This is a genomic window from Alitabrizicola rongguiensis (assembly GCF_021491355.1).
Taxonomy (GTDB): Bacteria; Pseudomonadota; Alphaproteobacteria; order Rhodobacterales; family Rhodobacteraceae; genus Aliitabrizicola; species Aliitabrizicola rongguiensis.
The window spans coordinates 1,070,632-1,096,706 of sequence record NZ_JAKENF010000001.1 but is presented as its reverse complement, the minus strand read 5'-3'; the positions used below and the strand labels follow the sequence as shown (position 1 = coordinate 1,096,706).

Genomic DNA, 26,075 nt, shown 5'->3' with positions numbered 1-26,075 from the left:
CCCAATCAACCGCGCTATGAGTTTTACAGTTACACACTTGACTTCTCTTTCCCCTATCCAATGCTCATTCTTCGAATGTCTGAGCTACTCCCCGATCCTTGGCCAGATTTCGGGGTGACTTAAGCTACAGCCTGCACCTGCTGGTCGGTTTCGATGGTGTTGAAGTAGACCACGGCGGGCGGTTGACCGCCATGGGCAGTGTGTGGGCGGTGGTGGTTGTAGAAGGTGATCCAGCGACCGATGCCAGCCCGGGCTTGCGAACCGGTCTCCCAGGCGTGCAGGTAGACGCATTCATACTTCAGGGACCGCCAGAGGCGCTCGATGAAGATGTTGTCGAGGGTGAGGCCATCGCCGAACGCCCTTGCCGTCCATCGAGATCCGGGTGCCGATACGCTTTAACCGGTCGGTCCAGGCGAAGGATGTGAACTGGCTGCCCTGATCGGTGTTCATGATCTCGGGCGGGCCAAACTTGTGGACTGCCTCGTTCAGCGCCTCGATGCAGAAGTCGGCCTCAAGCGTGTTCGAGATACGCCAGGCCAGAACCTTGCGGGTGAACCAGTCCATGACGGCTTCCAGATAGAGGAAGCCGCGGCGCATGGGCAGGTAGGTGATGTCGGCGCACCAGACCTGGTTGGGCCGCTCCACCCTTAGCCCACCCAGCAGATAGGGGTAGGTCTTGTGCCCCTTCGCAGGCCGGCTGGTGTCGGGCTTCTGGTAGATCGGCATCAGGCGCATGAGCCGCATCAGTCGCCGGATGCGCTTGCAGTTCACAGCATGGCCCTCGTTCTGCAAGTGCCACGTCATCTGCCGCACGCCATAGAAAGGGGTTTCCAGGAACTGCTTGTCGATCAGCTGCATGAGGTCGAGGTTCATCGCCGTTTCACCCTGCGGCGCGTAGTAGAACGATGACCGCGAGATCGACAGCAGACGGCATTGCGCCCCGACCGACAGGCTTGGGTGGTTCTTCTCGACCATCCCGCGCCTCACTTCCCGATCCAAGGCTTGAGCTTTCTGGACAAAAAATCGTTGGCCACGGCCAGTTCTCCGATCTTGGCGTGCAGGTCGCGGACCGTTTCTTCGGCAACCTCCGCCGCCACAGCGGCCTTACCACCGCGTTCGAAGATGCCTGCGGCACCCTCCAGCAGCGACCGCTTCCATTGGTGGATCATCGTCGGATGCACGCCATATTCGGCGGCCAGATCCGACACCGTGCGCTCTCCCTTCACGGCCTCCAGCGCCACCCGCGCCTTGAATGCTGCGTCGTGGTTCCTGCGCTTCGACATGTCCTGATCTCCTCGTGCTTGGAGACCAGCAGACTTCAGATCGTAGCTTCCGTCACTGTCCGATTTTCGGGGAGGAGCTCATAGCTCAAGGATCGCTATTATACATTAGCGTGATCGAAGCTTTTCGATCCCCGCCAGCACCTCTTCGATCAGCGTCGGGTGCAGATTCCTCTCGCGCAGATCGTCCCTGACAAATCCCAGATAACCGGGCTTGATCCGTTCGAGTTGATCCAACGCCTCGCGACCGGTCTGCTGATCGCCAAGCTCCCCGGACACTGCCGCCATTGCAAGCGCCCCGTGGGGAACGGGCAGATCGCGTATTTTCAATGCCGCTGCACGAGCCAGATCAAATCTGCGATGATGAAAATGATAAAGGAACAAGCCCACCTGGTTTGACTGTGGCAGGGAGGGCGATGCGGTGTAGGCGGCATTGAGCATCGGCACTGCCCGATCCCAATCCATCCGCATAGCGTACCGATGCCCAAGTTCAGCAAGAAGCATCATGTCGTTCGGATTCAGGGCCACGGCATGGTCAAGCGAGCTCAAGGCCCCCGCAATATCACCTTGGAACCAGTACGAGAGGCCAAGCGCATAATAGCCCCAGCTGCCGCATGGCGCGAGTTCGAGCGCCTCGGCAGCAAGTTCCATCGCTCGATGCAACTCGGCCCGCGACTGGAGTGAGGGAATAAGCCGAAATCGTGCCCTATTGGTGTGTAGAAGCGAAAGACAGGCACGCACTTCAGCGTTGTTTGGCTCGAGCGACATCGCCCCTTCCAGCGCCGCTTCAGATGCATTCATCCCCAGTTCGTCCAACGACCGCCAATAGTCAAGAAAGAGATGGACGGCAGAATACGAGGAAGGTGCGTCCCGCAAATCAGCAGAGGGTGTGTCAGCTTGGACAGAGAAGATCACACCATAGGCCTGTGCCAGCGTTCGGGCGACGCTTGCAGAAACATTCATTTCCGACCAGAATCCTTCTTCGCGCCGCGCCACCTCAAAGCGATCCGCCCACAAAACCCGCTGATCCGCAGCGCGCAGAAGGTGCAGACAAACGTTAATGTGCGTCGGGCGCTCGCTGGCATTGCTCCTCAGGACGTAGTCCACACTGTGACTTTCCTCGGCTGCACTGAAGACGGCCAGGCTTGGGAATCGGCTGAGATCGACAATCAGATCGTGAACGAAGGCCTCGCTGAATTTTCTAGCCTCGATAGAATCTTCGTCGCAGACCAACGGCGTGACCAGAAGTCGTGGAACGTGTGTATCATTGGGAGAGACAGCCCGCGCGGCTGGCTCAAGGATCGGGATATAGCGACCCTTAGGTATATTCAGGCGCAGGCCTCCGGAGGGCCCCTCGAGAAGGTAGAATCGATCCAGAGATCGGCGCAACCGCATTGCCTCGATCCGAACGATGGGATCAAGGAGAGGATCAAACTCCGGCGGGCGATCAAATACCTCAAGAGCGATGGCATAGGCCTTGATCCGCTCACCCCGTCCGGCCCCTGTTTCGTCTACGATGTAACGAAGGAAGCGGCGATTGCGCTCTGACGCGTCGAATGAGGGCGACGAAAGTAGCCGCTGCATTTCCGATTGCAGAGATGGAGCGCGCGGGTCTCGACTGTCCATTAAGTTTTGTCCGCAAGTAGCTTATGTTCGGTTGCGCCCGAGTCCTCGCCTTCAGCGACGCGTAGTCTTCCAAGGCTGGTGGTCCGGTCGACCCTTGGGCTTCTCAAAACCAGACTTGGACGAAGCGAACCCGATGACCCGAGGATATGTTGTTACTGTAACAACGCAAGTTAAACAGCGTAGAGCGCCAGATAGACAAGCGCTAAAGTATTAAAATAGTTGTGGAACTTTCCCGTCTACGAAAAGTGAGGCCTTTGCCGAAGGTGGGGCTCCGGGTTCCGTATTGTCTTGGGGAGATAGGCCAGTTCGTCCCATCCAGAATGGCGGCAGACGGTCAAGGAGGAGCGATGAGCGAACAACCAGTCGTAAGCGCAAGCGATCTGCGCATGGCTATCCTGAAAAAGGAAATGGCTGAGATCGAAGGGGCGGAAAAGGCCAAGGCCGAGCAGGAGAAGCAGCTTCGAGACTTTACCGAAAATTTCCTGCATGAACATGTAACCGACGAAGAACGTGGGATGATCCAGAAGCTGGTGATGAGTGCCGCGAACAACGGGAAGTTCGAGGCGCTGGTCTATTCCTTTCCGTCCGACCTTTGCACGGATTCCGGTCGGGCCATCAACAATCGGCTTCCTCACTGGCCCGAAACCCTTCAGGGCAAGGCGAAAGAACTCTACGAGCGCTACACCGAGGTGGCGAAGCCGCAGGGCTTCAAGCTCAAAGCCGCAGTAATCAACTTTCCGGGCGGAATGCCCGGCGACATTGGCTTTTTCCTGAATTGGGCGCCGGAAGCCGTGTGAAGGACCGAACGTCTAAGAAGCTGCCGGAACGTGATGATCCCGAAAGTGTCCGCCATGAGCAAGAAGCGTAAGAAGCACGACAAATCTGAAGAACTCGCGATGCGCGACGAACCGGCCGCAAGTGCAATTGTCGAGCCCAAAGCCGCCCGAAAGCTGGCCAAGAAGCACTACGAAAAAGAACTGGAGCGGCTGCAGATCGAGTTGGCGTATCTGCAGGACTGGGTGAAGAGAACTGGCGCCCGGATCATCGTGGTCTTCGAGGGTCGCGACGCTGCGGGAAAAGGTGGTGTCATCAAGACACTGACAGCCCGCGTCAGTCCGCGTGTCTTCCGTGTCACCGCCTTGCCCGCCCCGTCGGACCGCGAAAAGACGCAGCTCTTCTTCCAGCGCTACATGGAACATTTCCCGGCCGCTGGCGAAATCGTCATCTTTGACCGGAGTTGGTACAACCGGGCTGGCGTGGACCGGGTAATGGGATTTGCCTCACCCGAGAAAGTCGAACATTTCTTGCGGCTTGCGGGACCGATCGAGAAAACGATCGTCGATGGTGGGATCGCTCTCATCAAGTACTTCCTCGATGTGGACATGGACGAACAGGACAAGCGGTTCCGCGAACGGATCGACAACCCTATGAAGCAATGGAAGTTGTCGCCCATGGACATCGAAAGCTACAGGAAGTGGTGGGACTACTCCAAAGCCTACGACGAGATGATCTCACGCACGGACAGCGAATGGGCGCCTTGGTGGGTCGTCCCGTCGAATGACAAGCGGAGAGCCCGGATCAACTGCATTTCCCATTTCCTTTCGCAGATCCCCTACGAAAAGCTGCCGTTTGACAAACCAAAGCTCGGCAAGCGTGACAAGCGGCCGAGCGGATACAAGGAAAGCGGCATGGCACGGAATATCGTGCCCGATGTGTTCTAGACTGTGATGCTCTAGCGGCATCGCGAGGTGGTGCTTCGTATTCCCGCCAGTTTCACGAGGCGGATACGTTCTGGGATTGGCTCAGACGACTCTTGGTTCGTCTGGCCAGACACTTGTCCGAGCGAGGATGGCATGAACCGTTTGCGAACCCTTGGATTTCTTGCGGCCATGATCGGGACAACCGCACTGACAGCGTCGTATTCGCGCGCAGAAGATGCCGCATCAACTCCCCAGACGGTGGCACCCTCTGCCACCCAGACAACGGGTGCAGACGAGGCGGTCGATGACGGTCTGCTCAGCGCAGATGAACTCGACGAACTGTTCGCGCCTGTCGCGCTTTACCCTGATGCTTTGCTCGCGCAGGTCCTTCTGGCCGCGACCTATCCCTTGGATGTGGTCAAGGCGAACCTGTTCCTCGAGCGGAACAAGGGGAAATCCCCAAAGGAACTCTCGGACCTGGTTTCGGCGCAGATCTGGCCGGAACCTGTAAAGGCTCTCGCCGCCGGCTTCCCTGACCTGATCGGACGAATGATCGAGCATATCGACTGGACCGAGATGGCAGGTAATGCGTTGATCGCACAGACCGACGACAGCCTGGCTTCCATACAGCGTCTCCGGGCTCAAGCAAAGCTCAACGGTTACCTTGAGGACAATCAGGCAATGAACGTGGAGGAAGATCCAGACTCCGGCAACCTCACGATTTCATCGGCGAGCCCCGACATAGTGTATGTGCCGCAATACACTGAAACGGTCTACACGACGCCTGCGCCAGCCAACCCGGTCTACGTTACCGACGGAAGCAATTGGGATGACTGGCTGATGACCGGAGCCATCGTCTGGGGTGGAGCTATCCTGATCGACGAAATTTTCGATGACGATCACTGGGACGAGGATTGGGGCGATTACTGGCATGGCGGCGGCGGCAACGGCAATCACATTGACTGGGATGGCGACATTAACATCGATAACGGCATCGACATCGGAAACATTGGCAACGGCGATCGTCTGGCAAACATCGGTGACAGAAATCCGGGCGGCAGCAACCTCGGCGACGGCAATCTAGGAGGCGCCATAGCCGGCGGCATCGCGGGCGGCGTGGCCGGGGGCGCCCTAAAACGCCCATCGACCCTGCCTGCGATCGACAAGGGACGCCTGGGTGATGTCAGCACGGACCGGCTCGATGGGGCCAAGGACGGAAACTTCCGCCCCACCGACGCCAGCCGGGACGCCGCGCGCGAAAAGATCAAGACCCACAAGGCCACGGGTGGGAACGTTGCCGCTCTCCCGGCCGCCCGGGGCAGGGGGGATACGGCTGGACTTCCCCAGGCCAGGCCTTCGGACAACAAGGCCAAACTCACTAAGCCTTCGGCGAAGCCAAAAGCCAGCCGTCCCTCGGCTTCGGCTCCGAAAGTGAACAAGCCCAAGGTCTCATCGCGTCCAAGCGCTTCGAGTCCAAGAGCCTCCGTCAGCCGATCCCCCTCGTTCAAGCCATCGAGCGGGTCGCGAGCGCAAGCTGCATCGTCACGCGGGCGGACCAGCCGCGGTGGGAGGCGCTGAGATGAGGAGTCCATTCATGTTCAGAAGCAGCCTGTTTGTCACGCTTCTCTGGGTATTGCCAGCTCATGCCGAGCCGGCCGTATATCCGACGCCCGAGGCGGCGGTCGAAGCTTTTGTCGATGCCCTGAACGCCCAAGACCACGCTGCCTTGCTAACTGTATTCGGGACGGAGTCGGATGACCTCATTTCCTCCGGCGACCCCAAGCAAGATGCGGAAGCTCGGCGCGAGTTCTTGGCCGCATACCAGAGCTTCGCGGAAATCGTCGATGACGGCGAAGGTCGCAAGGCGCTTCAGGTTGGACGAACCCGCTGGGCGTTCCCCGTATCGCTCGTAGCCGGAAGTGGAGGGTGGCACTTCGACCCCGACGCCGCCCGGGAAGAGATCCTTGATCGTAGGATCGGCCAGAACGAACTTGATGTGATTGAGATCCTTCATCGCGCAGTCGAGGTTCAAGCCAACTACCGCAAGATCGACTATGACGGCGACGGTGTACTGGAATTTGCCGATGCCATCTTGTCAGAACCCGGAAAGCGTGACGGGCTCTACTGGCCCGACGAAGCCGGCGCCCCGAAGAGCCCAATTGGAGCCTTCATCGCGCAAGCAGCAGCTGACGGCGTGTCGATCGATGGTGTGGACCAGGCACCGGTGCCGTATTCCGGGTATTATTTCCGCATTCTCACCCGCCAGGGACCGGCAGCCCCGGGTGGCGAACTCGATTACATCGTCAACACCAACATGCTCGCCGGACATGCCTTGCTGGCCTTCCCGGCCATCCCCGGACAGACGGGGGTGATGTCCTTCATGGTTGGGGAGAGCGGGATCGTTTACGAGGCGGATCTGGGAGCCAACACCCTCGACGTCGCCGGAGCAATCGACAGCTTCGATCCGGGAGAGGGCTGGCGTCCCGTCTTGGGGCCGTAGCTATCACATGCTGTCGTCATCGCTTCGCCAGTCGGGTCGGGCGAGCCATCCTGGAACGCAAGTCCTTCGGAGAATGTCGAAGATTTCGGAGCATTTCTCCGAGGGGCGGTGGTGGCCGTCGGGGTAAGGACCCAGTCACCTGAAATTCGGAGAATCTATCAATGACCACCGAGATCCATCCGCTGGCGCCGCATGTTCTTCCGTTTTTCATCACGGCTCCGGGAGAGTCGGATGGGCTGATGACCTTTGCGATCCTGTTCATGATCGCGGCGGTGCTGAGCGTGGGTCTTCTGTATCTGCATCTGCACTCGATCCCCGAGCGGATGATGCACCAGAAGGCGAACAAGGCGCAGTTCGAGATCGTGGCGGTTCTCGCGCTTCTGGCGCTGTTCACGCATATCAACATCTTCTGGGTTGCGGCGCTGCTGCTGGCGATGGTGACCGTCCCTGATTTCTCGACCCCGATCCAGTCGATCGCGGAGTCCCTCGCGCGGATGGCCCGGCGCGAGGGTGTCCCGCCCCCGGCCGGGCAGGTGGCCGAACCGGACGGCGTCCCCCCGGCGTCCGGCGAAGCCGTCGCAGGCAAGGAGGCCTGAGCCATGCTGGAGCTTCTCTTCTGCTCGGCCCTGACGATCCTGCCGGATTTCCTGTTCCGCCGCTACCGGCAGGGCAAGCGCATCGGCTACGAGATCACGCTCTACTCGGTCTGGTACGAGCTGCGCTACGGCATCGTCGCCTGCGTGTTCCTGACCGTCAGCCTCATCACCACGATCTTCTATTTCCACCCGGCCACGTCGGCGGCGGTCGCCATGTACCGCACGGTTCCGATCGTGCCCGAGGGCATCGGTCGGGTCGCCGAGGTCTATGTCTCGCTCAACGAGAAGGTCGAGGCCGGGCAGCCGCTGTTCCGGCTGGATGACAGCGAGCAGAAGGCGGCGGTGGCGACGGCACAGGCGAAGGTGGATGAGGTGACGGCGGCGCTGACGGTGGCCGAGACGCAGCTTGCCACGGCGGATGCGCGCATCATCGAGGCGCGGAGTGCGCTGAAGCAGGCCGAGGACGAGCGCGACACCAAGGCCGAGATCCGCCGGCGCAACCCCGACGCGGTTGCAGCACGCGAGATCGAGCGGTTGCAGAACATCGTCGATGGCCGGGCCGGGGGCTTGAAGGCTGCCGAGGCCGAGAAGGTGACCCTGACGGCCGAGATCGAGACGCAGCTTCCGGCGGAACTACGCACCGCCGAGGCGGCGCTGGTGCAGGCGCAGGCTGATCTCGACAAGACCCTGATCCGGGCCGGCGTCGCCGGCGAGGTCCAGCAGTTCACGCTCCGGGTTGGTGATCTGGTGAACCCGATGATGCGCCCCGCCGGGGTTCTTGTGCCTGCGGAAGCGGGACGCGAGGCGATCCAGGCCGGGTTCGGCCAGATCGAGGCGGGCGTGATGTATCCCGGCATGGCGGCGGAGATCGCCTGCATCGCCAGACCCTTCACGATCATCCCGATGGTTGTGACGCAGGTGCAGTCGACCGTGTCGAGCGGTCAGGTGCGGGCAAGCGACCAGCTTGTCGATCCGGTGCAGGCGGCGCAGACCCCCGGCACGATCGTGGCCTATCTCGAACCGATGTTCGCGGGTGGACTGGACGGCATTCCGCCCGGCAGCGTCTGCACCGCCAACGCCTATACGAGCTATCACGAGCAGCTGAAGGACCCCAATCTCGGAACCTTCCAGCGCATCGGGATGCATGTCGTCGACACGGTCGGCCTCGTCCATGCGCTGATCCTGCGGATGCAGACCGTCATCGCGCCCGTGAAAGTGCTCGTCTTCACCGGCGGACATTAAAGGAGACCGTCGTGAGCGGCGGCGATCGTTCGGTACCGACTTCGCAGCCGATGCTGGTGCGGATTATGCAGTTCACTAAATGATGTCTCCTTCGACCGTTCAGAAGCTCCAGAGAGCGGCCGTTCCTGTTCGCCGTTTCGCCGACCACAGCAAATGGGCACCTTCATTCTCGCATGATGGGGAGAGCCGCAAAGCCGTTGGGATCGCCTTCTTTCGGCTCATTCACGTGACCCGCTCTCTACGCGCCGCACCCCATGATCCACAGTGTCAGGTGGACTCGGTCTTGCCGGCGGATTCCGCGGAATCTGCACCAATCTGGGCTCTTGAGACGTGTCAGTGGCCGATAGGAACTAGGCGATGTTCTCGCCTGATTTGTGCTCCATCTGAAGTGCTTATTTCAACTGCAGGAACACCTCAGGCACATCAGTCAGTTAGTAGGTGCTTGCGTAGGCTTCAGGAGGTTGTGGGGCCAATTGTGGGGCTGAATGAGCTGAAAAACCAAAAAGCCCTGCAATTGCAGGGCCTCAGGTCTGGTAAGTGGTGCCGGTGAAGGGACTCGAACCCCCGACCCCATCATTACGAATGACGTGCTCTACCAGCTGAGCTACACCGGCAACTTCTCATGGCGGACCTGATCCGGCCACGCGCGCCGCTCCTTAGCATCGTCGTGGCGGAGTGGGTAGCCCCAATTTTCATGTCTTCGCAGGTGGTTCCGTTTCGTCCTCCGCAAGGTCAATGCGTCCAGGCGATGCCTCTCCGACCAGCAGGGGCAGCAGTTCGGATTGCGTGGCGCTTGGGCCCGTCGTTTCATTCGGCTCGCGCCAGGACAGCGTATCGAAGCCGCCGCAATTGTTGCAGATGGGGGTCCAGTTCGAATGGATGCTGTTGCACTTGTCGCAGACCCATTGCGGGCCGCGCGGCGCTGTGAGCGTCCGAGCCAGCCAGCCACGCACCACCGCTTCGTCGGCGCCCTCGCCCCGCTCGATCGCAGCCATGATGGCCAAGCTCCTGCGGGTCGGATGGCGAGTCGGAAGATCACCCAGCGCGCGGCGGGCACCGGGAAAATCCTCGGCCGCGAGATTGAGTTCGGCCAGAAGCATCCGCGTTTCGTCATTGTCGGGGTTCTGCGAGGTCAGCGTGCCAAACCGCTTCAACCGCTGCGCCGGGGTTTCCTCGGGTGCAATCTCGGCAAAGGCCGCAGCGAGGTCGGGGTGGGGTTGTGAGGCCCAGGCCTTTTTCAGCACCCGGGTCGCGTTCTTGCTGTCACCGCGCGCGATGTAGCTGCGTGCGGCCATTGCAGCGGCAGGCACAAGATCGGGTGACATGCGGTTCGCCTGGATTGCTGCCTCCTGCGCCTCAACCGAAGACTCTGAATCGAGGATCGTCTTCGCCTCCTGCAAGGCAAGAACGGCATCCCGGCGGCGGTGAACATCGCGCGGGATGGCCCCGCTTTGATACTTGGCGCCAAGCGTCGTCCGGGCACCCGACCAGTCGCTGCTTTCGGCTTGAAGCGCCAGAAGCAGATCCTGCGTCTCCTGATGGCGTGGCTTCAGTTCGAAGGCCTTCTGTGCCAGCTTCAGCGCCGTTTCCTTGTCGCCTTCATCGAGCTTCTGCTTGATGAGACCCCTGATGCCGATAAAGCGCGATTCCGGATTGGCCAACAGAGCCTTGTACGCTTCGGTCGCCTTGCGCCGATCGCCGGCGGCCTCGGCGGCCTGGGCTGTAAGCAGTGTCGTCAGCTCGGGCTTCTTCAGATAGCGCTCGGCCTTTGCCGCCCGACTGAGCGCAAGCTTCGGCTCTCCGGCGGCGAGGGCCGACATGCCTTCGGAAAAGGCCTGATAGCCCTTCTCGATGCGGTTGCGGTCGAAGTAGCGGGTGATCGCGGTCTCGTCGCCATTGATGAAGCGCAGGATCGCCACCGCAAACCCGACAACGCGCAGGATCAGCCAGATGACACCCGTCGCAAGCAGCGCAAGAATGACCGCCTGCAGCGGACCAAACGTGAATTCATAGCCTGCCGCGGCAATTCGAATGCCGCCGCCAGTATCGAGAAGCCATCCCGCGCCAAGCGCCAGAAGCGCTATGATGAGAACAAAGAGAACAACCTTGGTGGCCGACCAGATCATGGCGTTCCCCTATTTGGTGGCGAGGCTGGCGCTCAGCGCTGCAAGCGCATCAACCGCCGCCTGCCGCTTTGTCGCCTCTGCAACCCAACCGGACATCGCAGCCTGAGCTGCTTCGGGCAGGCTGGCAATGCCTGCCAAGACGGCGGCAAGATCACCGTCTGCCAGCGAGGCTTCAGCCCTCGACAGGACTGCGTCGGGATCGTCGCCCTCGCGCGGGGTAAGCGAGCGGATGCCCGCCTGCGTCCGGAGGAATGCACCCACGCGCTCGCTCCAGGTCGACCCGGCATCTGCGCGCAGCGCGGCGGCAAGAGCCTCGCGCGCCGCATCGGGAAAGCTTCGTTGCAGGTCCACGAGCGTAGGCACACCGCCCGCCGCGTCGGCGGAAAGTGCGTCGGGAATGGTCACTCCAGCCGTGCGCAAGTCGTCCAGAGCTCCTGAAAAGCTGCCGCCAGCCTCCAGGGCAGACGAGACCCGGCCGATCGCCAGATCGTTCCGGGCTGCCTGGGCCAAAGCCTCGGCATCAGCTGCAACCTTCTTTGCTTCCTCGGCGGCCGAGGCCAGCTGTGCCTTGGCGTCCGTCATCGCCGTTTGCAGGTCGGCCGTCATCGCCGATCCGACGCTGCCCTGCGCCTCGATCTGCTGGCGCAGCGTCTGCAACTCTCGTTCAAAAGCCGCAACGGCAGTTGAGGATGCCGCGCCCGCTTCGCCTGCTGGCTGCTTTTCAAGCGTCGCAAGCCGGTCGTTCAGCGCTGCCAGGCTTGACTGCAACGCGCTCACGTCTGCCGATTCGTCTTGAGCAGGGGGCGGCAGCGCCGCCAGCTTTGCTGCGAACTCGGTCCGCAGCGCATCGAGATCGGCAGAGATGTCGGAAGTTGCGGGGGCCGGAAGGTTGGCCAATTCTTGCTGCAATTCGGCAATCGTCGATTTTTGGGCGGCGATCTCGGCCTGAAGGGCCGCAATGTCGGGCATCGGCCAGCCGTTCGGAAGATAGCGCGCCAGTCCGAAGCCGATTGCCGCAGCTGCTACCCCGCCCAGAAGCAGGCCAATGAAAGCGCCTGCGCTGCTGCGCCTCCTCGGCGCTTCTGATGGCAGTTCGATCCGGGGGGCGGCGGTTTCCTCGACGATCTCGGCTTCGGCCGGCTCTTCAGCCTGGGTGTCCTGTTTCGCCATACGCCGAATCCTCCCGCCTTGTTTGGAAGCCGTCCTTCCGCGCAAAGCTTAAGCCGCGGGGTGGTGGGGCATCAAGGCTATGAGACTGTGGCAAGTAGCCCCGCGACCGCGTCGAGCATGGCGTCGCCATCCGGACGCGTGGCGACCACTAGATGCTGTGGCGCGAAGGTCAGGGAACGCGCGGTAGCACGGCTGATAGCGGCGACCAGGAGGGGGGCGGTGGGCGGAATCGCCTCCACCTCATGGGACAGCAACCGTGCAGTCCGTGGCGAATAGACGGGAGCAATTACTGGCCCGTCCTCGGCCAAGAGGGCTCGCGCCTCCGCGGAAAGGTGCACGGTCTCCTGCCGATAGACGATGGCTTCATGCGTCTCTATTCCGGCGGATTGGAGGATTTCGGCGAGCTGCCCCGAAACCTCATCCCCTCGCGCGTGGAGCAGAGGGCCATGCGCACCCGACCGGAGGACGAGGTCGGCGAGATCCCGCGCATCCCCACCGGCAGACTGCGCCCGATACCCGGCCGCCGCGGCCGCCCGCGCCGTCGCATCGCCCACGCACCAGGCCTGACGGCCCGGCGCCATAGAAAGCCGCCGCGCACCCTCCACGCCATTGCCCGAAGTAAAGAGCACCCCGGCCCAGTCGCGCTGCGGCAGGTCGGGCGCTAGAAAGATGGGCTCGATCAGCGGTGAAATGACAATCCGCAGATCGGGACCAAAACGCGCGCGGAAATCGTCTGCCAGCCGGGCGGCTTGAGCCTTGGGCCGGGTAAGCAGGAAGACGGGCGCGCCGTGACGGGATTGTCTGGCCATGCTTGCGGTGTTACCTGCCCCATATCCTTCTGACAATCGGCGGTCATGGACGGGACGCTTACCTTTCTCGGGCTGGAAAGCAGTTGCGACGATACCGCCGCAGCCGTCGTCCGGCATGTGCCAGGTCAGACACCTCTCATCCTGTCCTCGGTCGTGTCCGGTCAGACCGACCTGCATGCAGCCTTCGGCGGGGTCGTGCCGGAAATCGCCGCCCGCGCCCATGCTGAGCGGCTCGACCTCTGCATCGAGCAGGCACTGCAGCAAGCCGGGATTGAACTGCACGAACTGGATGGGCTGGCGGTGACCTCTGGGCCGGGGCTGATCGGCGGTGTCCTGTCGGGCGTGATGACGGCCAAGGGCATTGCTGCGGGTGCGGGGCTACCCCTTGTGGGCGTGAACCATCTGGCCGGGCATGCGCTGACACCGCGTCTGACCGACGGCCTGGCCTTCCCTTACCTTTTGCTGCTGGTCTCGGGCGGGCACTGCCAGTTCCTGCTGGTCGATGGCGTGGAACACTTCCAGCGGCTGGGAGGCACAATCGACGATGCGCCAGGTGAAGCCTTTGACAAGACTGCGAAGCTTCTCGGCCTGCCTCAGCCTGGAGGCCCTTCGGTCGAGGCAGAAGCCCGGCAGGGTGGTCCGAAGCGATTCAACTTTCCCAGACCGCTTCTGGATCGGCCGGGTTGCGACCTTTCGTTCTCCGGGCTGAAGACAGCGCTCCTGCGGGCTCGCGACAGCCTGATTGCAGAGAAGGGCGGGATCACCGTGCAGGACCGCCGCGATCTGTGCGCCGGATTTCAGGCCGCGGTTGCCGAAGTCCTGGCAGAGAAGACTCGGCGTGCACTGGCGGTCTATCTGGAGCGGAGGCCGGCTGAACCCGCACTGGCCGTCGCTGGAGGAGTGGCGGCCAACGAAGCGATCCGTTCGTCACTGGAACAACTCTGTGCAGCGGCCCAGGTCCGCTTCTTTGCGCCGCCGCTTCGCCTCTGCACCGACAATGCGGCCATGATCGCCTGGGCCGGGATCGAACGGACCCGCAGCGGCCATCCGCAACAGAGCGATCTTGTCGCACGGCCGCGCTGGCCGCTGGACCAGTCGGCGCCCGCGCTGATCGGGTCCGGCAAGAAAGGGGCCAAGGCATGATCGGGATCATCGGCGCCGGGGCTTTTGGCAGCGCGCTGGCCGTAACCCTGGGCCGTGAAGGCCGGGATGTGTGGCTTTGGGCCCGCGATGCCCGCGACCTCGAAGGACAGATCAGCCGAAAGCTTCCAGGCGTGGAACTGCCGGAAAGCGTCTCTATCACAGCCGATCTTGAGGATTTTTCTCGCGCCGACACCGTGCTGCTCGCGCTTCCGACGCAGGTGCTGGGTGGATTCCTGACCGAGAATTCCGCCACGCTGGATAGCAAGGCGCTTGTTGCCTGCTGCAAGGGTGTCGACCTTGCGACGCTCCGCGGCCCCACGGCCCTGATCGCCGAGGCCTGTCCCGCCGCGCGCGCCGCAATCCTCACCGGACCGAGTTTTGCCACCGACATAGCCCGTGGCCTGCCGACCGCCCTGACGCTCGCCTGTGCGGACGAGGCCGTGGGTCACTTGCTTCAGCATCAGCTGTCGACGGCGGTGCTTCGCCTGTACCGAACGACCGATGTGACCGGGGCCGAGCTTGGCGGTGCACTCAAGAATGTCATCGCCATTGCGGCTGGCGTCGTTATCGGTGCGGGCCTGGGCGACTCCGCTCGCGCCGCCCTGATGACGCGCGGCTATGCCGAGATGGTTCGACTGGCCCGGGCGCTCGGAGCGCAGGGCGAAACGCTTGCCGGGCTGTCGGGCTTTGGCGATCTTGTTCTCACCTGTACGTCGCTTCAATCACGAAACTTCCGTTTCGGGCATGCGCTTGGCGCACGTGAGACGTTTGATCCATCAACGACCGTCGAGGGCGTTGCCACGTCAAAGGCTGTGACAGCACTTGCTGCGCGGACTGGGGTCGACATGCCGGTCGCGGCCATGGTTGCTGCCCTTGTCGACGGCAGAATTTCCCTGACACAGGCTGTGCAAAGCTTGCTGTCCCGCCCTCTCAAACAGGAGTGAAGAATGCTCGTAGCCTTCATCGGCCGTGACAAGCCTGGCCATCTGCAGACCCGCGTCGACAACCGTCCCGCCCATGTCGAATACCTCAAGACCTGCGGCATCGTGGCAATGGCAGGCCCGTTCCTTGACGATTCGGGTCAGATGTGCGGATCGCTGGTGGTGCTGAATGTCGACAATATGGACCAGGCGCGCGACTGGGCGGAGGCTGATCCCTATGCGAAAGCCGGTCTGTTCGAGAAGACAGAGTTGATCCAGTGGAACAAGGTGATCGGCTGATGAACTACTGGCTGTTCAAGTCGGAACCCGACGTCTGGGGCTGGGATCATCAGGTCGCCAAGGGAGACGAGGGCGAGGAGTGGCATGGCGTGCGCAACTATCAGGCGCGCAACAACATGCGGGCGATGAAGGTCGGCGACCGCGGGTTCTTCTATCACTCGAACATCGGGAAAGAAATCGTCGGCATCGTCGAGGTCGTCCGCGAAAGCACACCGGACAGCACCACCGACGATCCGCGGTGGGACTGCGTGTGGATCAAGGCGATCGAGCCGCTGAAGCGTCCTGTGACACTGGAGGACTGCAAGGTTCAGCCGGGACTGGAATCCATGGTTCTCGTCAACAACACCCGGCTGTCCGTTCAGCCTGTCACGGAAGCTGAGTGGAAGATCATCCGCCAGATGGGCGGACTGGACGGCTAAGTCCCGCTGCCGCATGATCCGGCCTGCAAACTGTTGGGGAATTGAACATGCAGTTTCTGGCCGTGATCATTGCCGCCGCTGCGGCCTATGCCTTTGGGGCGGTCTGGTACATGAGCCTGTCCCGAGCCTGGATGACTTCGGCAGGGATTGCGATGGGGCCAGATGGCAAACCGGCCCAACGCAGCGCCGCGCCTTTCGTGATCGGGGCTATCCTGCTTGTAGTCGTGGCCGGGATGATGCGGCACATCTTCAAGATGGCGGGACTGGATACGCTTGTCGAAGGCGTCATGGGGGGCTTCGGGCTTGGCGCCTTCGTCGTGCTGCCCTGGGTGGCGATGAACCACGTCTATGCCGGTCGCCCGCGCGCCCTGACCTTGATCGACGGCGGCTATGCCGTCATTGGCTGCACAATCATGGGCATCGTCTTGAGCGTTATGTAGGGAACACGGAGGGCCCCGACCCCGGACGGGACCCTCCTGCCACCCCACGCGCACCTGCCAGTGCCCCGTGATCTGAAAAGGGTCCGGGCGTCCTGCCCCGATGGATCATTCCTAAATCAAACGACGCTCTCGGACAAATGCCAAGAGCGTCGCATTCATTTCAAATCCTAGGGTCTGGCGATCAGCCGTAGACCTTCTCTTTGCCGAAATGCTTGACCAGCAGATAGTAGACGACGGCGCGATACTTGTTGCGCTCGGACTTTCCGTAGGTGTCCATGACGGCAGCCAGGGCTTCGTCGAGCTTGGGGCTGTCCGCGAGGCCCAGTTTCTTTTTCAGGAAGTTGGTCTTGATGGTCTCAAGCTCCGACTGGTCCGTACCGGCGACGGTCGAACTGTCATTGTTGTAGATGGCCGGGCCGCAGCCGATGGTCACCTTCGTCAGGAGCGCCATGTCCGGCTCGACCTTGCACTTGCCCCGCAAATCGTCTGCATATTTTGCAATCAGTTCGTCGCGCTTGCTCATTCCGCATAATCTCCAACTGGCGCGCCCTGTTGCATACGCGCATGTCCCCCCGCCCGCAAACATCGGACGCAGGGTGGCAGGTTAGGGAAACGGCGTCATTGCTCAAGCAAAATGTTGACGCTGCGGCAGAATGCAGACGGTCATGCAAAATGGAAACGGCCCCGCAGGGGTTGCAGGGCCGTTTGGTTCCTGGATTGCGTTTCATTCCCGGAAGGAAAGATCAGTAACGGTAGTGGTCCGACTTGAATGGCCCTTCGACGCTGACACCGATATAGGCCGCTTGCTCTGGCCGAAGCGCCGTCAGCTTCACGCCAATTTTCTTGAGATGCAGACGTGCGACCTTCTCGTCCAGGTGCTTCGGCAGGATGTAGACGCCCGGCGCATATTCCTTGCCCCGCGTCCAAAGCTCGATCTGGGCGAGCACCTGATTGGTGAAGCTGGCAGACATCACGAAGCTTGGGTGGCCGGTCGCATTTCCAAGGTTCAACAGCCGCCCTTCCGACAGAAGGATGATCCGATTGCCCGAAGGCATCTCGATCATGTCGACCTGGTCCTTGATGTTAGTCCATTTGTGGTTGCGCAGCGCGGCAACCTGGATCTCGTTGTCGAAATGGCCGATGTTTCCAACGATTGCCATGTCCTTCATCTGGCGGATATGCTCGATGCGGATCACGTCCTTGTTGCCGGTCGTCGTGATGAAGATGTCGGCCGTGGCGACTTCATCTTCCAGCAGTGTCACTTCATATCCGTCCATCGCTGCCTGTAGCGCGCAGATCGGATCGACCTCGGTGACCTTTACCCGCGCCCCCGCGCCGCGAAGCGAGGCGGCCGAGCCCTTGCCCACATCGCCATAGCCACAGACCACGGCGACCTTGCCCGCCATCATCGTGTCTGTCGCCCGACGGATGCCGTCGACAAGCGATTCCTTGCAGCCGTACTTGTTGTCGAACTTCGACTTGGTCACAGAGTCATTGACGTTGATTGCCGGGAAGGGCAGCAGGCCCTTCTTGTGCAGATCGTAGAGGCGATGCACGCCGGTGGTGGTTTCCTCCGACACGCCGCGGATCGCATCGCGCTGCTTGGTGAACCACCCGGGAGACAGCGCGAGGCGGGTCTTGATCTGGTTGAACAGGCAGACTTCTTCCTCGCTCGTGGGCACGGCGATCAGATCAGGTTCGCCGTTCTCGACCCGTGCGCCGAGAAGGATGTACAGCGTCGCATCCCCGCCATCGTCGAGGATCATGTTGCAGGTGCCTTCCTTGAACTGGAAGATCTGGTCGGTGAACTTCCAGTAGTCCTCGAGCGTCTCGCCTTTGTGGGCGAAGACCGGAACGCCGGCGGCAGCGATGGCCGCGGCGGCGTGGTCCTGGGTCGAGAAGATGTTGCACGAGGCCCAACGCACCTCTGCCCCAAGCTCCACCAGCGTTTCGATCAGAACGCCGGTCTGGATGGTCATGTGGAGCGACCCGGCGATCCGGGCGCCCTTGAGCGGTTTGGACGTGCCGAATTCCTCGCGCAGGGCCATCAGCCCCGGCATCTCTGTCTCGGCGATGGTCAGTTCCTTGCGGCCGAAGTCGGCCAGTCCGATGTCCTTGACGTGATAGTCCTTCACGGCCGTCTCCCTCGGGAATTCCTGGATCTGGCGGATCACATAGCAGCGAACCGGCAGAACGGCAACGCGAGGGCGGAGCGTTGTCGGGCCAGATGCCTTGCGCAAGCACTTGTCTGGGCCTTGCAACCCGCCTTGACGGTCATCCTGTTTGCCCATCAGTGTTCGGGCCCAAAGATCGAAGGGAGATCCGGGATTGAGGGAAGTGTCGGCAAAGGTATCAGGGGGTGCGGTGTGCCTGTGCTGCGACAGTAACTTCCTGCCGATTGCGCTGTTTCTGGCTGATCAGATCGACAGGGCGGTTCCTGACCGAGACTACGATATCTGCATCTGCTCGGCCGAACCGCTCAGATTGCCGGATGGCTTCGCCGACAGGCGCTTTCGTGTCGTGCAGATCGATCCTGATCCTGAATATCTGAGTTTCGCGGTTGGTTCAGTGTCTCATGCGACATACCTGCGTCTATGGATCACGGACGCATTGGCGGACGACTATTCCCGAATCCTGTATCTCGACAGCGACATGTTCCTTGAGGCCGGGGATCCGGGAGAGTTGCTGGGCATCGATCTGGGCGGACGCCCCATCGGCGCCGTCCGCGACATGCAGCAATGGAGAAAACCTGACAAGCTGGTGTCAGAGTTTGCCGCCCTCGGCCTTGGGCCCCTGCCGTACTTCAATGCTGGCCTGATGCTGATCGATACAGCACTGTACCAATCAGAAAAGATCACCGAGCGGGCACTTGCGCTGGCTCAGTCCAACCCGGGCATAACCCACCACCTAGACCAATCGCTGCTGAACGGCGTGTTGCGTGGCGGGTTTGCGCAGATCAGCCCTGTCTGGAACTGGCAATGGGTCGGCAGCCGCCCCTTCCTGGGCAATCTGGTTCCCCTGCGGATCGTTCATTTTGTCGGCCACGACAAACCATGGAATGACCGCAAGGGGACGATGCCGTTGCGGTACCGGGTGCAGTACGAGCGCTTCCTTTCGCGGCATTTCCCCGATTGCCCGTTGTGGAAACCAGCTATGGCGCCCACGACGCGGAAACTGGCGCAGATGGTCTATCAGAGCGTCAGATCCTATCCAGCTCTGCGTCGGCTGATTGCCCAGTTTCCGGATCCCCTGCGGACCATACAATGACCAAGAAACCGACCCGGGCGTGGCAGCGGATGCTGTCGGGGCGACGGCTCGATCTGCTGGATCCTACGCCCGTCGACATCGAGATCGAGGACATCGCACATGGCTTGGCCTTCGTTGCGCGCTGGAACGGCCAGACCTATGGCGACTGGCCCTATTCGGTTGCCGAGCACTCGCTGCTGGTCGAGGCGCTCTTCGGGCGCATGTTTCCCGAGATGGCGCCCCGCTGGCGCCTTGCAGCCTTGCTTCATGATGCTCCGGAATATGTCATCGGCGACATGATCAGCCCGGTAAAGGCTGCTGTAGGTCCGTCCTACGGTGAACTTGACCTGCGCCTTACCGCTGCGGTGCATCTGCGGTTTGGATTGCCCGCAATGCTGCCTGCCGAAATCAAAAAGGCCATCAAGCGGGCCGACCGGGTTTCGGCCTGGATGGAGGCGGTCCAGATCGCAGGGTTTGGGCGCGACGAGGCAGATCGCCTGTTCGGAAAGCCGGACCCCCAACTGCTTGTCGGCCTGGGGATCCGTCTGCGGCCGCCCAAGGAGGTGCGCGATGCCTTCCTGTTGCGCCACAAAAGCTTGCTCGAGTCATATCAGTCCTGACGGTGGGATCCGTCGCGCTGGATCCAGCGGTGTCGGCCTCCATCAGCGATCACGGGTCGATCTTCGAGGCGGGGCCCGGTTTTGCGGAAAGGCTTTTGACCCATGGCGACCAACAGGGATTCTGCGATCAGCTCTAACATATCCTGTCTCCTTATCTCTAATTCATGCCAAGACTATATGGATAATGTGACTAACAAGTGAGTCAGGAAATTCTCTTATGTGTAAATCAGGCTAACATATGGACTGGCGAAAGATGCCATCGCTGGCCTCGCTCCGCGCCTTTGAGGCGGCGGCGCGACTGTCCGGGTTCAGTCCGGCCGCACGCGAACTGAACGTAACCCATGCGGCCGTCTCCCAGCAGGTGCGCGCACTCGAGGCAGAGCTCGGTCTGTCGCTTATCATTCGCAGCGGGCGCGGAATCGAGCTGACGGCTGATGGCCGCGCCTTGGCGGCGGCTGTTGGCGACGGCTTTCAGACGATCCAGACAACGATCGCGGCCTTCGCGAACCGGGATGAAAACCGGCCGGTTCGGGTGACTTCGACAGCAGCCTTCACGTCGGAATGGCTGATGCCAAGGCTGCGCGGTTTCTGGACGCTTCATCCTGACATAGCCATCAGCCTTCATCCCGATTCCCGCCCGTTGGACCTCAGGCGGGAAGGAATGGACCTTGGCGTTCGCTATGGTCGCGGGAACTGGCCGGGTGTCGAGACCCGCCTTCTCACATCGGCCCGAATGGTCGTGGCCGCCGATCCCTCGCTGGTGGACGGGTCGGGACGGCTACCGATCGAGCGCCTTCAGGAATTGCCTTGGGTCTTGATGAGCGATTGGCCCGAACAGCGCGCCTGGCTTGAAAGCATCGGTCTCGACATCGACCGGCTGCATGTGACGCTCGTGCTGACCGAGGAACTCGCCATGACAGCGGCGCGGCAGGGGATGGGTCTGGTTGTGCAGGACAAGGCCCTGCTTGAACAGGATCTGGCCAGCGGCCGTCTGATCCTGATTCATGACAGGGAAGACTCGCTGCCTGCCTATTTCCTTGTGACCGCACCGGGGCCATTGCGGCGCCCGGCACAGATCTTTCGCGACTGGTTGCTCAATCAGGTCTGACCAGTATCAGATCGCCAGATCCTCGGGCGACTGGCCGGAGGCAAGCGCAGCTTCAAACCAGCGAGGTTTGCGACCACGACCCGACCAGGTTTCGCTCTTGTCGGCAGGATTGGCATATTTTGCCACGGCCGGAGCCCGCTTTCGCGGGGCAGAGCCGCCGGTCAGTTCGGCAAGCGTGAAACCGAGAGCGCGCGCCTTCTCTTCAAGTTCGGCGAGTGCAACCTTTTTCTTGCGATCCTCGAAGGTCGCGATTGCCTTTGCAACTTGAGAATGTAACTCTTTAAGCTCTTTCAACGACAGTACATTAAGATCGATGTTCATTCCAAAATCCCCTGTCGGACAAGGCCCTCTTAAAGAGTCACAATCGGAAATTCAACAATTGGATCGACATCTTTAGCAACATCGGCAAGAACCCGGTTGCCTAGCGCGGACTGCGCTTCGCTAATATCCTTTGCAATGTACGACGATGCATATTCAGGCGCCGCGCGGTCTCTGAAACATTGCGCTCGCAGAGTTCATAGACCCGCTGGATATGCTCCCAACGCACGCGATCAGCCGACATGGGATTTTCCGGCGGCGGCGGCAGAGCTTCGCCCCGCGACAGCAGCGCGTTGGTGATGTCGTTGGCATCCGCTGGCTTGGAAAGATAGTCGATTGCACCGATCTTTACCGCAGCGACGGCCGTCGCAATGGCCCCATAGCCCGTAAGCACTACGATGCGGCAATCCCGCCGCCTTTCGCGGAGGGCCTCGACCACATCAAGCCCATTGCCATCTTCGAGCCGCAGGTCAACCACCGCATAGGCCGGGGGACGGGATGCCGCAACGGCTTTTCCGGCAGCGACACTTTCAACTGTCTCCGGCACAAAACCGCGCTTTTCCATCGCTTTCGCCAAGCGCTTTACGAAGGGTTCGTCATCGTCAACCAGAAGAAGAGAACGGTCGGGACCGAGCTCCGAAAATTCAGGATCCGACATATGTTCCTCCGGCGGTCAAATTCGAATTCTGTTTTATGTCTTCTGCCTGGCTGGGTCAAACCCAACTCAGGACCGGTCAGTGAAGCAGGCAACGCGCTCTGCCATCTCTTCGGACGTAGTTTCACGTCGGAAGAAATCCACAAATCCGGTTCCCGGAAGGACGAGATAGGTGAAGGTCGAATGGTCGACCAGATAGAATTCGCCCCCGTCGTCCTGCTTGCGGTAGAAAACGCGATAGGCCTGCGCCGCCTGCCTTACCTGGTCTGCACTGCCAGTCAGGCCAATCATCTTGGGGTGCATGTTCTTGGCATAGTCAGCCATTACCTGTGCCGTATCCCGATCGGGGTCGATCGAAATGAACAGCGGCGTCGCCGAAATTCCCCGCTCTTCCAGGATATCGACTGCTTCCGAATTGCGCAGATTGTCCAGTGGGCAAACATCCGGGCAAGATGTGTAGCCAAAGTAGACCAAGGTCGGCTCGGTTATCACGTCCTTGTCCGTTACCGTGCGCCCCTGACCGTCAATCAATGTGAAGGGCCCGCCGATCGCGCCGGCGCCACCGGCGATCTGGCCATTGCGGCACGAGGCAAAAGGATCCGGGTCGGGACCGTAGACCTGATAGGCCTGCCAGCCGATAAAGCCCACAGCCGCGACAAGCGCAGCACCAGCTACAAGCCGCCTCATCTTCTCAGCCATCCCAAGTGCCCCCACCGGATTGATCGCCCTGTCCTGCCGGACTAGGAAGCAATAGTCCATGGTTTCCAAGGGGTCCACCGCCATGCCCGCAGCCAGCCTCGACCTTCTCGGACGGGATACGCGAAGCTACTGGGTGAAGCTGCGCACCTTGATCCTGTTGCGCTGGCTGGCAATTGTCGGCCAGGTCGCCGCGATCATAACTGCGACGGTCGTCTTCGATCTCGTCCTGCCGATGGGCCTTTGTGCCTTGGTCATTGGCGCCGCCGTGATCGCCAACATGACTGCCGGTTTCATCTTCCCCGAAAACAAGCGGCTGACTGAAGCAGAGGCTATGACGACGCTGCTGTTCGACATATCGCAACTGGCTCTGCTCCTTGGCCTGACGGGGGGCCTGCACAACCCCTTCGCGCTTCTTATCCTGGCACCTGTCACGATCTCGGCCAGCGCTCTTGAACTGCAGACGACCATCATTCTCGGGATCGTTGCGATTTTCCTCGTCACAGTCATCACCTTCACCAACCTGCCGTTGCGATTTGCCGACGGATCAGTCCTGTCGGTACCTGGGATCTTCGAGTTCGGCTTCTGGCTGGCCATCGTCATCGGGATCGTCTTTCTTGCCGTTTACAGCCGCCGAGTCGCGACCGAGATCCGGTCGATGTCAGACGGGCTACTTGCAGCCCAGATGGCCCTCGCGCGTGAGCAGAAGCTGACCGATCTGGGCGGCGTGGTCGCCGCTGCCGCCCACGAACTTGGCACGCCGCTTGCGACGATAAAGCTGGTCAGCAGCGAGCTGTTCGAAGAGTTGGCAGAATGGCCTGAACTTCAGGAGGACGCGGGCCTTATCCGGAGCCAAGCCGACCGATGCCGCGACATTCTGCAATCGATGGGCCGGGCGGGAAAAGACGACCTGCATCTTCATCAGGCCCCGATTGCCGCGGTTCTGCGCGAAGCGGCGGAGCCTCACATAAAGCGCAAGAAAGAGATTTCTTTCTCGCTCGGATCCGGCGGTCTGGGCGATGCGAGACAGCCCACCATCCTGCGAAGCCCCGAGATCATCCATGGTATCCGCAACCTGATTCAGAACGCCGTCGACTTTGCGGAAAGCCGGGTCTGGGTGGATGCCCTCTGGGACGACCGGCAGATCACGCTCCGCATTTCAGACGATGGTCCCGGCTATCCGCCCAATGTCATAGGACGGATCGGTGATCCCTTTGTCCGGAACCGCCGCGATGAGCATCACGACGCGAAGCGGCCCGAATACGAAGGAATGGGCCTTGGCCTGTTCATTGCCAAGACGCTGTTGGAACGGTCGGGTGCAAAGTTGACCTTCGCGAACGGCACTGACCCGTTTCTGAGCAGCGAGGAGAATCCCGAACGCTCCGGCGCCATCGTCGAGGTTGTCTGGCCAATCGACAGGATCCGCGCTTCGGATGCAGTGACCGGAGAAAACCAGCTAATCCTGCCTTAGGCTTCGCGTTTACCTTCCCTTAAGCATCTCAAGCCCACGGTTGATCCGACATTAACCGGGGGCGCGCTTGGCAGACTTGTACTCAATCGTTTCGTTGTTCCTCGTGTCGGTAGTGGCAGCGCTGACAGGTCTTGGTTTGCTCGTCGTTCTTCCGCGCCGGGCAGACGACCGGCTTATGCCGCTGCTCGATGCGGCGACGTCCGACACGATCTTCCTGTTCGATGGGGAAACGCTGGTAGACGCTTCTCCGACGGCGCGCGCCCTGATTGCCGGCTCGAGTTTGCGGGGGCCGCCATGGCAACGTCTGTTGGCGTTTCTGGTTCGGCATTTTCCGGACATCGAAACCCGCCTTACCGCACTTCCCGACGAAGGCAGGCTTGTCCTTGAATCGGGTCAGGGCGGTGCGCTGACGCCGCTCGCCCTCGTGGCGGAACTGCGATCCGGGCTGGTACAAATCAGGCTGACGGATCCCGATGCGGACCGCAGCGCTGTCGTCGATCCGCTCACGCTGCGCGCAACGGGCGAAGAATTGGAACTGCTTCGCTCGACGGTCGGGCTGACCCCGCATCCCGTTTGGGTGCAGAACGGCGCGCAAGAGGTGATCTGGTCCAACGGTTCCTACCTAAAGCTGGCCGTTCAGAGTGGTGAGGAACTGTCCTGGCCGCTGCCAAGGGTATTTCGGCTGGCCTCCCAGCGCCTGCAGCGCATCCGCATCGTGCCGCCGGGCAAGGCGCCGATGTGGTTCGAGGTGGTGACGGCCCCATTCGCCGACGGCGTCATGGCATTCGCCCAGCCCATCGACGCCCTCGTTCAAGCCGAGGGCACCTTGCGTGAATTCACGCAGACCCTGACCAAGACCTTTGCTAGCCTGCCCATTGGTCTGGCGATTTTCGATCGGCAGCGAAAGCTTGCGCTGTTCAACCCGGCCTTGGCCGACCTGACTACGCTCGCGCCCGAATTCCTGATCGGCAACCCGACACTGTTCGACTTTCTCAACCAGTTGCGCGACCGTCAGATGATTCCGGAACCGAAGGACTTCTCCAATTGGCGCAAGCGTCTGACCGATCTAGAAAAAGCCTCGGCGATCGGACAGTTCGAAGAGCATTGGAACCTTCCGGGCGGGCAGACCTTCCGCGTGATCGGCCGACCTCATCCCGAAGGCGCCCTCGCACTATTGTTCGAGGATGTCACCCTTCAGATGAGCCAGACCCGACGCGACCGGGCGAATGTCGAGCTTGGGCAGGCCATCGTCGATTCCGTGTCGGATGCTGTAGCCGTGTTCGGGCAGGGCGGAGATCTTGTCTTGGCCAATGCCGCCTATACGGCCATGTGGAACCACGATCCGATGGAGGTTTTTCAGGGCGGCTGTCACGACATTGGCGAACTCGCGTCTTATTGGCGGAATCTGTCGTCCTCAACCCCGGCCTGGGCCGAAATTGAGACCGTAGTCCGGGGAGCAGCCGTGGCACCGGCTGCAGGTTGGCCGATCCGGCTGCAAGACGGCCGCGCCCTGCTGTGCCGGGTCGTTTCGCTGACTGGCGGGGCCACGATGGTGGAATTCAGCGCATTCCCCCAGGCGGAGCTTTCCCCGGTCGAGGATTTCGGAACGCCCCTGCCCTTCGTGTCGCAGCGCCGCACCGGGCTCGGCTGACGGTCCCGACAGGGCAAAGCGCTTGCGGTCGCCCTGCCG

25 protein-coding genes, 1 tRNA gene and 1 pseudogene are annotated in these 26,075 nt (G+C 61.3%); 16 read left to right on the top strand and 11 right to left on the bottom strand.

Annotated features, from left to right (window positions below; translation table 11 throughout):
* Nucleotides 1-119 precede the first annotated feature (119 nt).
* Together L0V05_RS05425 and L0V05_RS05420 are read right to left on the bottom strand one after the other, a co-directional pair.
* A pseudogene (locus tag L0V05_RS05425) lies at nt 120-1,283 on the bottom strand (IS3 family transposase).
* Nucleotides 1,284-1,388: 105 nt separating this feature from the next.
* Entirely contained in the window at nt 1,389-2,864 is a 1,476-nt protein-coding gene (locus L0V05_RS05420) for a hypothetical protein (RefSeq protein WP_234869063.1), read from the bottom strand.
* A gap of 389 nt (nt 2,865-3,253) precedes the next feature.
* Between L0V05_RS05420 and L0V05_RS05415 the strand changes: the two genes are divergently transcribed.
* From L0V05_RS05415 to L0V05_RS05390, 6 genes are all read left to right on the top strand, one after another.
* On the top strand, nt 3,254-3,703 hold the full coding sequence (locus tag L0V05_RS05415) for a hypothetical protein (protein ID WP_234869062.1): 450 nt from the start codon (nt 3,254-3,256) through the stop codon (nt 3,701-3,703).
* Nucleotides 3,704-3,757: 54 nt separating this feature from the next.
* Complete coding sequence (ppk2, locus tag L0V05_RS05410) at nt 3,758-4,627, top strand: polyphosphate kinase 2 (protein WP_234869061.1); 870 nt, start codon at nt 3,758-3,760, stop codon at nt 4,625-4,627.
* A 30-nt stretch (nt 4,628-4,657) separates the two neighbouring features.
* Nucleotides 4,658-6,184, top strand: coding sequence for a DUF3300 domain-containing protein (locus L0V05_RS05405; RefSeq protein WP_234869060.1), 1,527 nt, complete (start codon nt 4,658-4,660; stop codon nt 6,182-6,184).
* Nucleotides 6,185-6,200: 16 nt separating this feature from the next.
* A complete protein-coding gene (locus L0V05_RS05400; protein WP_234869059.1) occupies nt 6,201-7,106 on the top strand; it encodes a DUF2950 domain-containing protein in 906 nt (301 codons plus the stop codon).
* A 161-nt stretch (nt 7,107-7,267) separates the two neighbouring features.
* On the top strand, nt 7,268-7,702 hold the full coding sequence (locus L0V05_RS05395) for a hypothetical protein (protein WP_234869058.1): 435 nt from the start codon (nt 7,268-7,270) through the stop codon (nt 7,700-7,702).
* A 3-nt stretch (nt 7,703-7,705) separates the two neighbouring features.
* Entirely contained in the window at nt 7,706-8,944 is a 1,239-nt protein-coding gene (locus tag L0V05_RS05390) for an HlyD family secretion protein (protein WP_234869057.1), read from the top strand.
* Between the two features lie 538 nt (nt 8,945-9,482).
* Here L0V05_RS05390 and L0V05_RS05385 read toward each other — a convergent pair.
* From L0V05_RS05385 to L0V05_RS05370, 4 genes are all read right to left on the bottom strand, one after another.
* A tRNA-Thr gene (locus tag L0V05_RS05385) sits at nt 9,483-9,558 on the bottom strand.
* Between the two features lie 78 nt (nt 9,559-9,636).
* Entirely contained in the window at nt 9,637-11,070 is a 1,434-nt protein-coding gene (locus tag L0V05_RS05380) for a heme biosynthesis protein HemY (RefSeq protein WP_234869056.1), read from the bottom strand.
* Nucleotides 11,071-11,079: 9 nt separating this feature from the next.
* Nucleotides 11,080-12,240, bottom strand: coding sequence for a hypothetical protein (locus L0V05_RS05375; protein ID WP_234869055.1), 1,161 nt, complete (start codon nt 12,238-12,240; stop codon nt 11,080-11,082).
* A 77-nt stretch (nt 12,241-12,317) separates the two neighbouring features.
* The gene (locus L0V05_RS05370) at nt 12,318-13,049 is read right to left on the bottom strand and encodes a uroporphyrinogen-III synthase (protein ID WP_234869054.1); all 732 of its coding nucleotides are present in this window, start codon (nt 13,047-13,049) and stop codon (nt 12,318-12,320) included.
* 45 nt (nt 13,050-13,094) lie between these two features.
* Here L0V05_RS05370 and tsaD point away from each other — a divergent pair, with 45 nt between their 5' ends.
* From tsaD to L0V05_RS05345, 5 genes are read left to right on the top strand one after another with little or no spacing between them, the layout of a single operon-like run.
* Nucleotides 13,095-14,192: a tRNA (adenosine(37)-N6)-threonylcarbamoyltransferase complex transferase subunit TsaD gene (tsaD, locus tag L0V05_RS05365; RefSeq protein ID WP_234869053.1), complete on the top strand. Its 1,098-nt coding sequence runs from the start codon at nt 13,095-13,097 to the stop codon at nt 14,190-14,192.
* Entirely contained in the window at nt 14,189-15,136 is a 948-nt protein-coding gene (locus tag L0V05_RS05360) for an NAD(P)H-dependent glycerol-3-phosphate dehydrogenase (protein ID WP_234869052.1), read from the top strand. Before tsaD ends, L0V05_RS05360 begins: the two co-directional genes overlap by 4 nt.
* A gap of 3 nt (nt 15,137-15,139) precedes the next feature.
* Nucleotides 15,140-15,412, top strand: coding sequence for a YciI family protein (locus tag L0V05_RS05355; RefSeq protein ID WP_234869051.1), 273 nt, complete (start codon nt 15,140-15,142; stop codon nt 15,410-15,412).
* A complete protein-coding gene (locus L0V05_RS05350) occupies nt 15,412-15,831 on the top strand; it encodes an EVE domain-containing protein (protein WP_234869050.1) in 420 nt (139 codons plus the stop codon). The genes L0V05_RS05355 and L0V05_RS05350 overlap by 1 nt, the downstream gene beginning before the upstream one ends.
* 47 nt (nt 15,832-15,878) lie before the next feature.
* Nucleotides 15,879-16,271, top strand: coding sequence for a DUF1761 domain-containing protein (locus tag L0V05_RS05345; RefSeq protein ID WP_234869049.1), 393 nt, complete (start codon nt 15,879-15,881; stop codon nt 16,269-16,271).
* Nucleotides 16,272-16,452: 181 nt separating this feature from the next.
* Here L0V05_RS05345 and L0V05_RS05340 read toward each other — a convergent pair whose 3' ends face one another.
* Both L0V05_RS05340 and ahcY read right to left on the bottom strand, forming a co-directional pair.
* Complete coding sequence (locus L0V05_RS05340) at nt 16,453-16,794, bottom strand: DUF2853 family protein (RefSeq protein ID WP_234869048.1); 342 nt, start codon at nt 16,792-16,794, stop codon at nt 16,453-16,455.
* Nucleotides 16,795-17,014: 220 nt separating this feature from the next.
* Complete coding sequence (gene ahcY / locus L0V05_RS05335) at nt 17,015-18,406, bottom strand: adenosylhomocysteinase (RefSeq protein ID WP_234869047.1); 1,392 nt, start codon at nt 18,404-18,406, stop codon at nt 17,015-17,017.
* Between the two features lie 202 nt (nt 18,407-18,608).
* On the opposite strand from ahcY, the gene L0V05_RS05330 reads away from it, so the two are divergent.
* The 3 genes from L0V05_RS05330 (at nt 18,609) to L0V05_RS05320 (ending at nt 21,245) form a co-directional block, all read left to right on the top strand.
* A complete protein-coding gene (locus tag L0V05_RS05330) occupies nt 18,609-19,538 on the top strand; it encodes a glycosyltransferase family 8 protein (protein WP_406565957.1) in 930 nt (309 codons plus the stop codon).
* On the top strand, nt 19,535-20,137 hold the full coding sequence (locus L0V05_RS05325; RefSeq protein WP_234869045.1) for an HD domain-containing protein: 603 nt from the start codon (nt 19,535-19,537) through the stop codon (nt 20,135-20,137). Before L0V05_RS05330 ends, L0V05_RS05325 begins: the two co-directional genes overlap by 4 nt.
* 238 nt (nt 20,138-20,375) lie before the next feature.
* Complete coding sequence (locus L0V05_RS05320; RefSeq protein WP_234869044.1) at nt 20,376-21,245, top strand: LysR family transcriptional regulator; 870 nt, start codon at nt 20,376-20,378, stop codon at nt 21,243-21,245.
* A gap of 6 nt (nt 21,246-21,251) precedes the next feature.
* On the opposite strand, the gene L0V05_RS05315 is transcribed toward L0V05_RS05320, so the two are convergent.
* The 3 genes from L0V05_RS05315 to L0V05_RS05305 all read right to left on the bottom strand — a co-directional run bounded on the left by L0V05_RS05315 (nt 21,252) and on the right by L0V05_RS05305 (nt 22,905).
* Nucleotides 21,252-21,566, bottom strand: coding sequence for an H-NS histone family protein (locus tag L0V05_RS05315; protein WP_234869043.1), 315 nt, complete (start codon nt 21,564-21,566; stop codon nt 21,252-21,254).
* 100 nt (nt 21,567-21,666) lie between these two features.
* Nucleotides 21,667-22,221 carry an ActR/PrrA/RegA family redox response regulator transcription factor gene (locus L0V05_RS05310; protein WP_234869042.1) on the bottom strand — a complete coding sequence of 185 codons (555 nt, stop codon included), beginning with the start codon at nt 22,219-22,221 and terminating at the stop codon, nt 21,667-21,669.
* Nucleotides 22,222-22,287: 66 nt separating this feature from the next.
* Nucleotides 22,288-22,905, bottom strand: coding sequence for an SCO family protein (locus tag L0V05_RS05305; RefSeq protein ID WP_234869041.1), 618 nt, complete (start codon nt 22,903-22,905; stop codon nt 22,288-22,290).
* Nucleotides 22,906-22,999: 94 nt separating this feature from the next.
* On the opposite strand from L0V05_RS05305, the gene regB reads away from it, so the two are divergent.
* Together regB and L0V05_RS05295 are read left to right on the top strand one after the other, a co-directional pair.
* Complete coding sequence (gene regB, locus L0V05_RS05300; protein ID WP_234869040.1) at nt 23,000-24,385, top strand: sensor histidine kinase RegB; 1,386 nt, start codon at nt 23,000-23,002, stop codon at nt 24,383-24,385.
* 67 nt (nt 24,386-24,452) lie between these two features.
* A complete protein-coding gene (locus L0V05_RS05295; protein WP_234869039.1) occupies nt 24,453-26,036 on the top strand; it encodes a PAS-domain containing protein in 1,584 nt (527 codons plus the stop codon).
* The last annotated feature ends 39 nt before the right edge of the window (nt 26,037-26,075 follow it).

What these genes read in the sequence shown, in the direction of transcription:
- L0V05_RS05360 (WP_234869052.1), top strand. Translation starts at nt 14,189, where the DNA reads ATGATCGGGATCATCGGCGCCGGGGCTTTTGGCAGCGCGCTGGCCGTA.
- L0V05_RS05305 (WP_234869041.1), bottom strand. Translation starts at nt 22,905, where the DNA reads ATGAGGCGGCTTGTAGCTGGTGCTGCGCTTGTCGCGGCTGTGGGCTTT.
- L0V05_RS05420 (WP_234869063.1), bottom strand. Translation starts at nt 2,864, where the DNA reads ATGCAGCGGCTACTTTCGTCGCCCTCATTCGACGCGTCAGAGCGCAAT.
- L0V05_RS05390 (WP_234869057.1), top strand. Translation starts at nt 7,706, where the DNA reads ATGCTGGAGCTTCTCTTCTGCTCGGCCCTGACGATCCTGCCGGATTTC.
- L0V05_RS05355 (WP_234869051.1), top strand. Translation starts at nt 15,140, where the DNA reads ATGCTCGTAGCCTTCATCGGCCGTGACAAGCCTGGCCATCTGCAGACC.
- tsaD (WP_234869053.1), top strand. Translation starts at nt 13,095, where the DNA reads ATGGACGGGACGCTTACCTTTCTCGGGCTGGAAAGCAGTTGCGACGAT.
- L0V05_RS05370 (WP_234869054.1), bottom strand. Translation starts at nt 13,049, where the DNA reads ATGGCCAGACAATCCCGTCACGGCGCGCCCGTCTTCCTGCTTACCCGG.
- L0V05_RS05320 (WP_234869044.1), top strand. Translation starts at nt 20,376, where the DNA reads ATGGACTGGCGAAAGATGCCATCGCTGGCCTCGCTCCGCGCCTTTGAG.
- L0V05_RS05340 (WP_234869048.1), bottom strand. Translation starts at nt 16,794, where the DNA reads ATGAGCAAGCGCGACGAACTGATTGCAAAATATGCAGACGATTTGCGG.
- L0V05_RS05315 (WP_234869043.1), bottom strand. Translation starts at nt 21,566, where the DNA reads ATGAACATCGATCTTAATGTACTGTCGTTGAAAGAGCTTAAAGAGTTA.
- L0V05_RS05400 (WP_234869059.1), top strand. Translation starts at nt 6,201, where the DNA reads ATGTTCAGAAGCAGCCTGTTTGTCACGCTTCTCTGGGTATTGCCAGCT.
- L0V05_RS05325 (WP_234869045.1), top strand. Translation starts at nt 19,535, where the DNA reads ATGACCAAGAAACCGACCCGGGCGTGGCAGCGGATGCTGTCGGGGCGA.
- regB (WP_234869040.1), top strand. Translation starts at nt 23,000, where the DNA reads ATGCCCGCAGCCAGCCTCGACCTTCTCGGACGGGATACGCGAAGCTAC.
- L0V05_RS05380 (WP_234869056.1), bottom strand. Translation starts at nt 11,070, where the DNA reads ATGATCTGGTCGGCCACCAAGGTTGTTCTCTTTGTTCTCATCATAGCG.
- L0V05_RS05350 (WP_234869050.1), top strand. Translation starts at nt 15,412, where the DNA reads ATGAACTACTGGCTGTTCAAGTCGGAACCCGACGTCTGGGGCTGGGAT.
- L0V05_RS05310 (WP_234869042.1), bottom strand. Translation starts at nt 22,221, where the DNA reads ATGTCGGATCCTGAATTTTCGGAGCTCGGTCCCGACCGTTCTCTTCTT.
- L0V05_RS05395 (WP_234869058.1), top strand. Translation starts at nt 7,268, where the DNA reads ATGACCACCGAGATCCATCCGCTGGCGCCGCATGTTCTTCCGTTTTTC.
- L0V05_RS05415 (WP_234869062.1), top strand. Translation starts at nt 3,254, where the DNA reads ATGAGCGAACAACCAGTCGTAAGCGCAAGCGATCTGCGCATGGCTATC.
- L0V05_RS05375 (WP_234869055.1), bottom strand. Translation starts at nt 12,240, where the DNA reads ATGGCGAAACAGGACACCCAGGCTGAAGAGCCGGCCGAAGCCGAGATC.
- L0V05_RS05345 (WP_234869049.1), top strand. Translation starts at nt 15,879, where the DNA reads ATGCAGTTTCTGGCCGTGATCATTGCCGCCGCTGCGGCCTATGCCTTT.
- ppk2 (WP_234869061.1), top strand. Translation starts at nt 3,758, where the DNA reads ATGAGCAAGAAGCGTAAGAAGCACGACAAATCTGAAGAACTCGCGATG.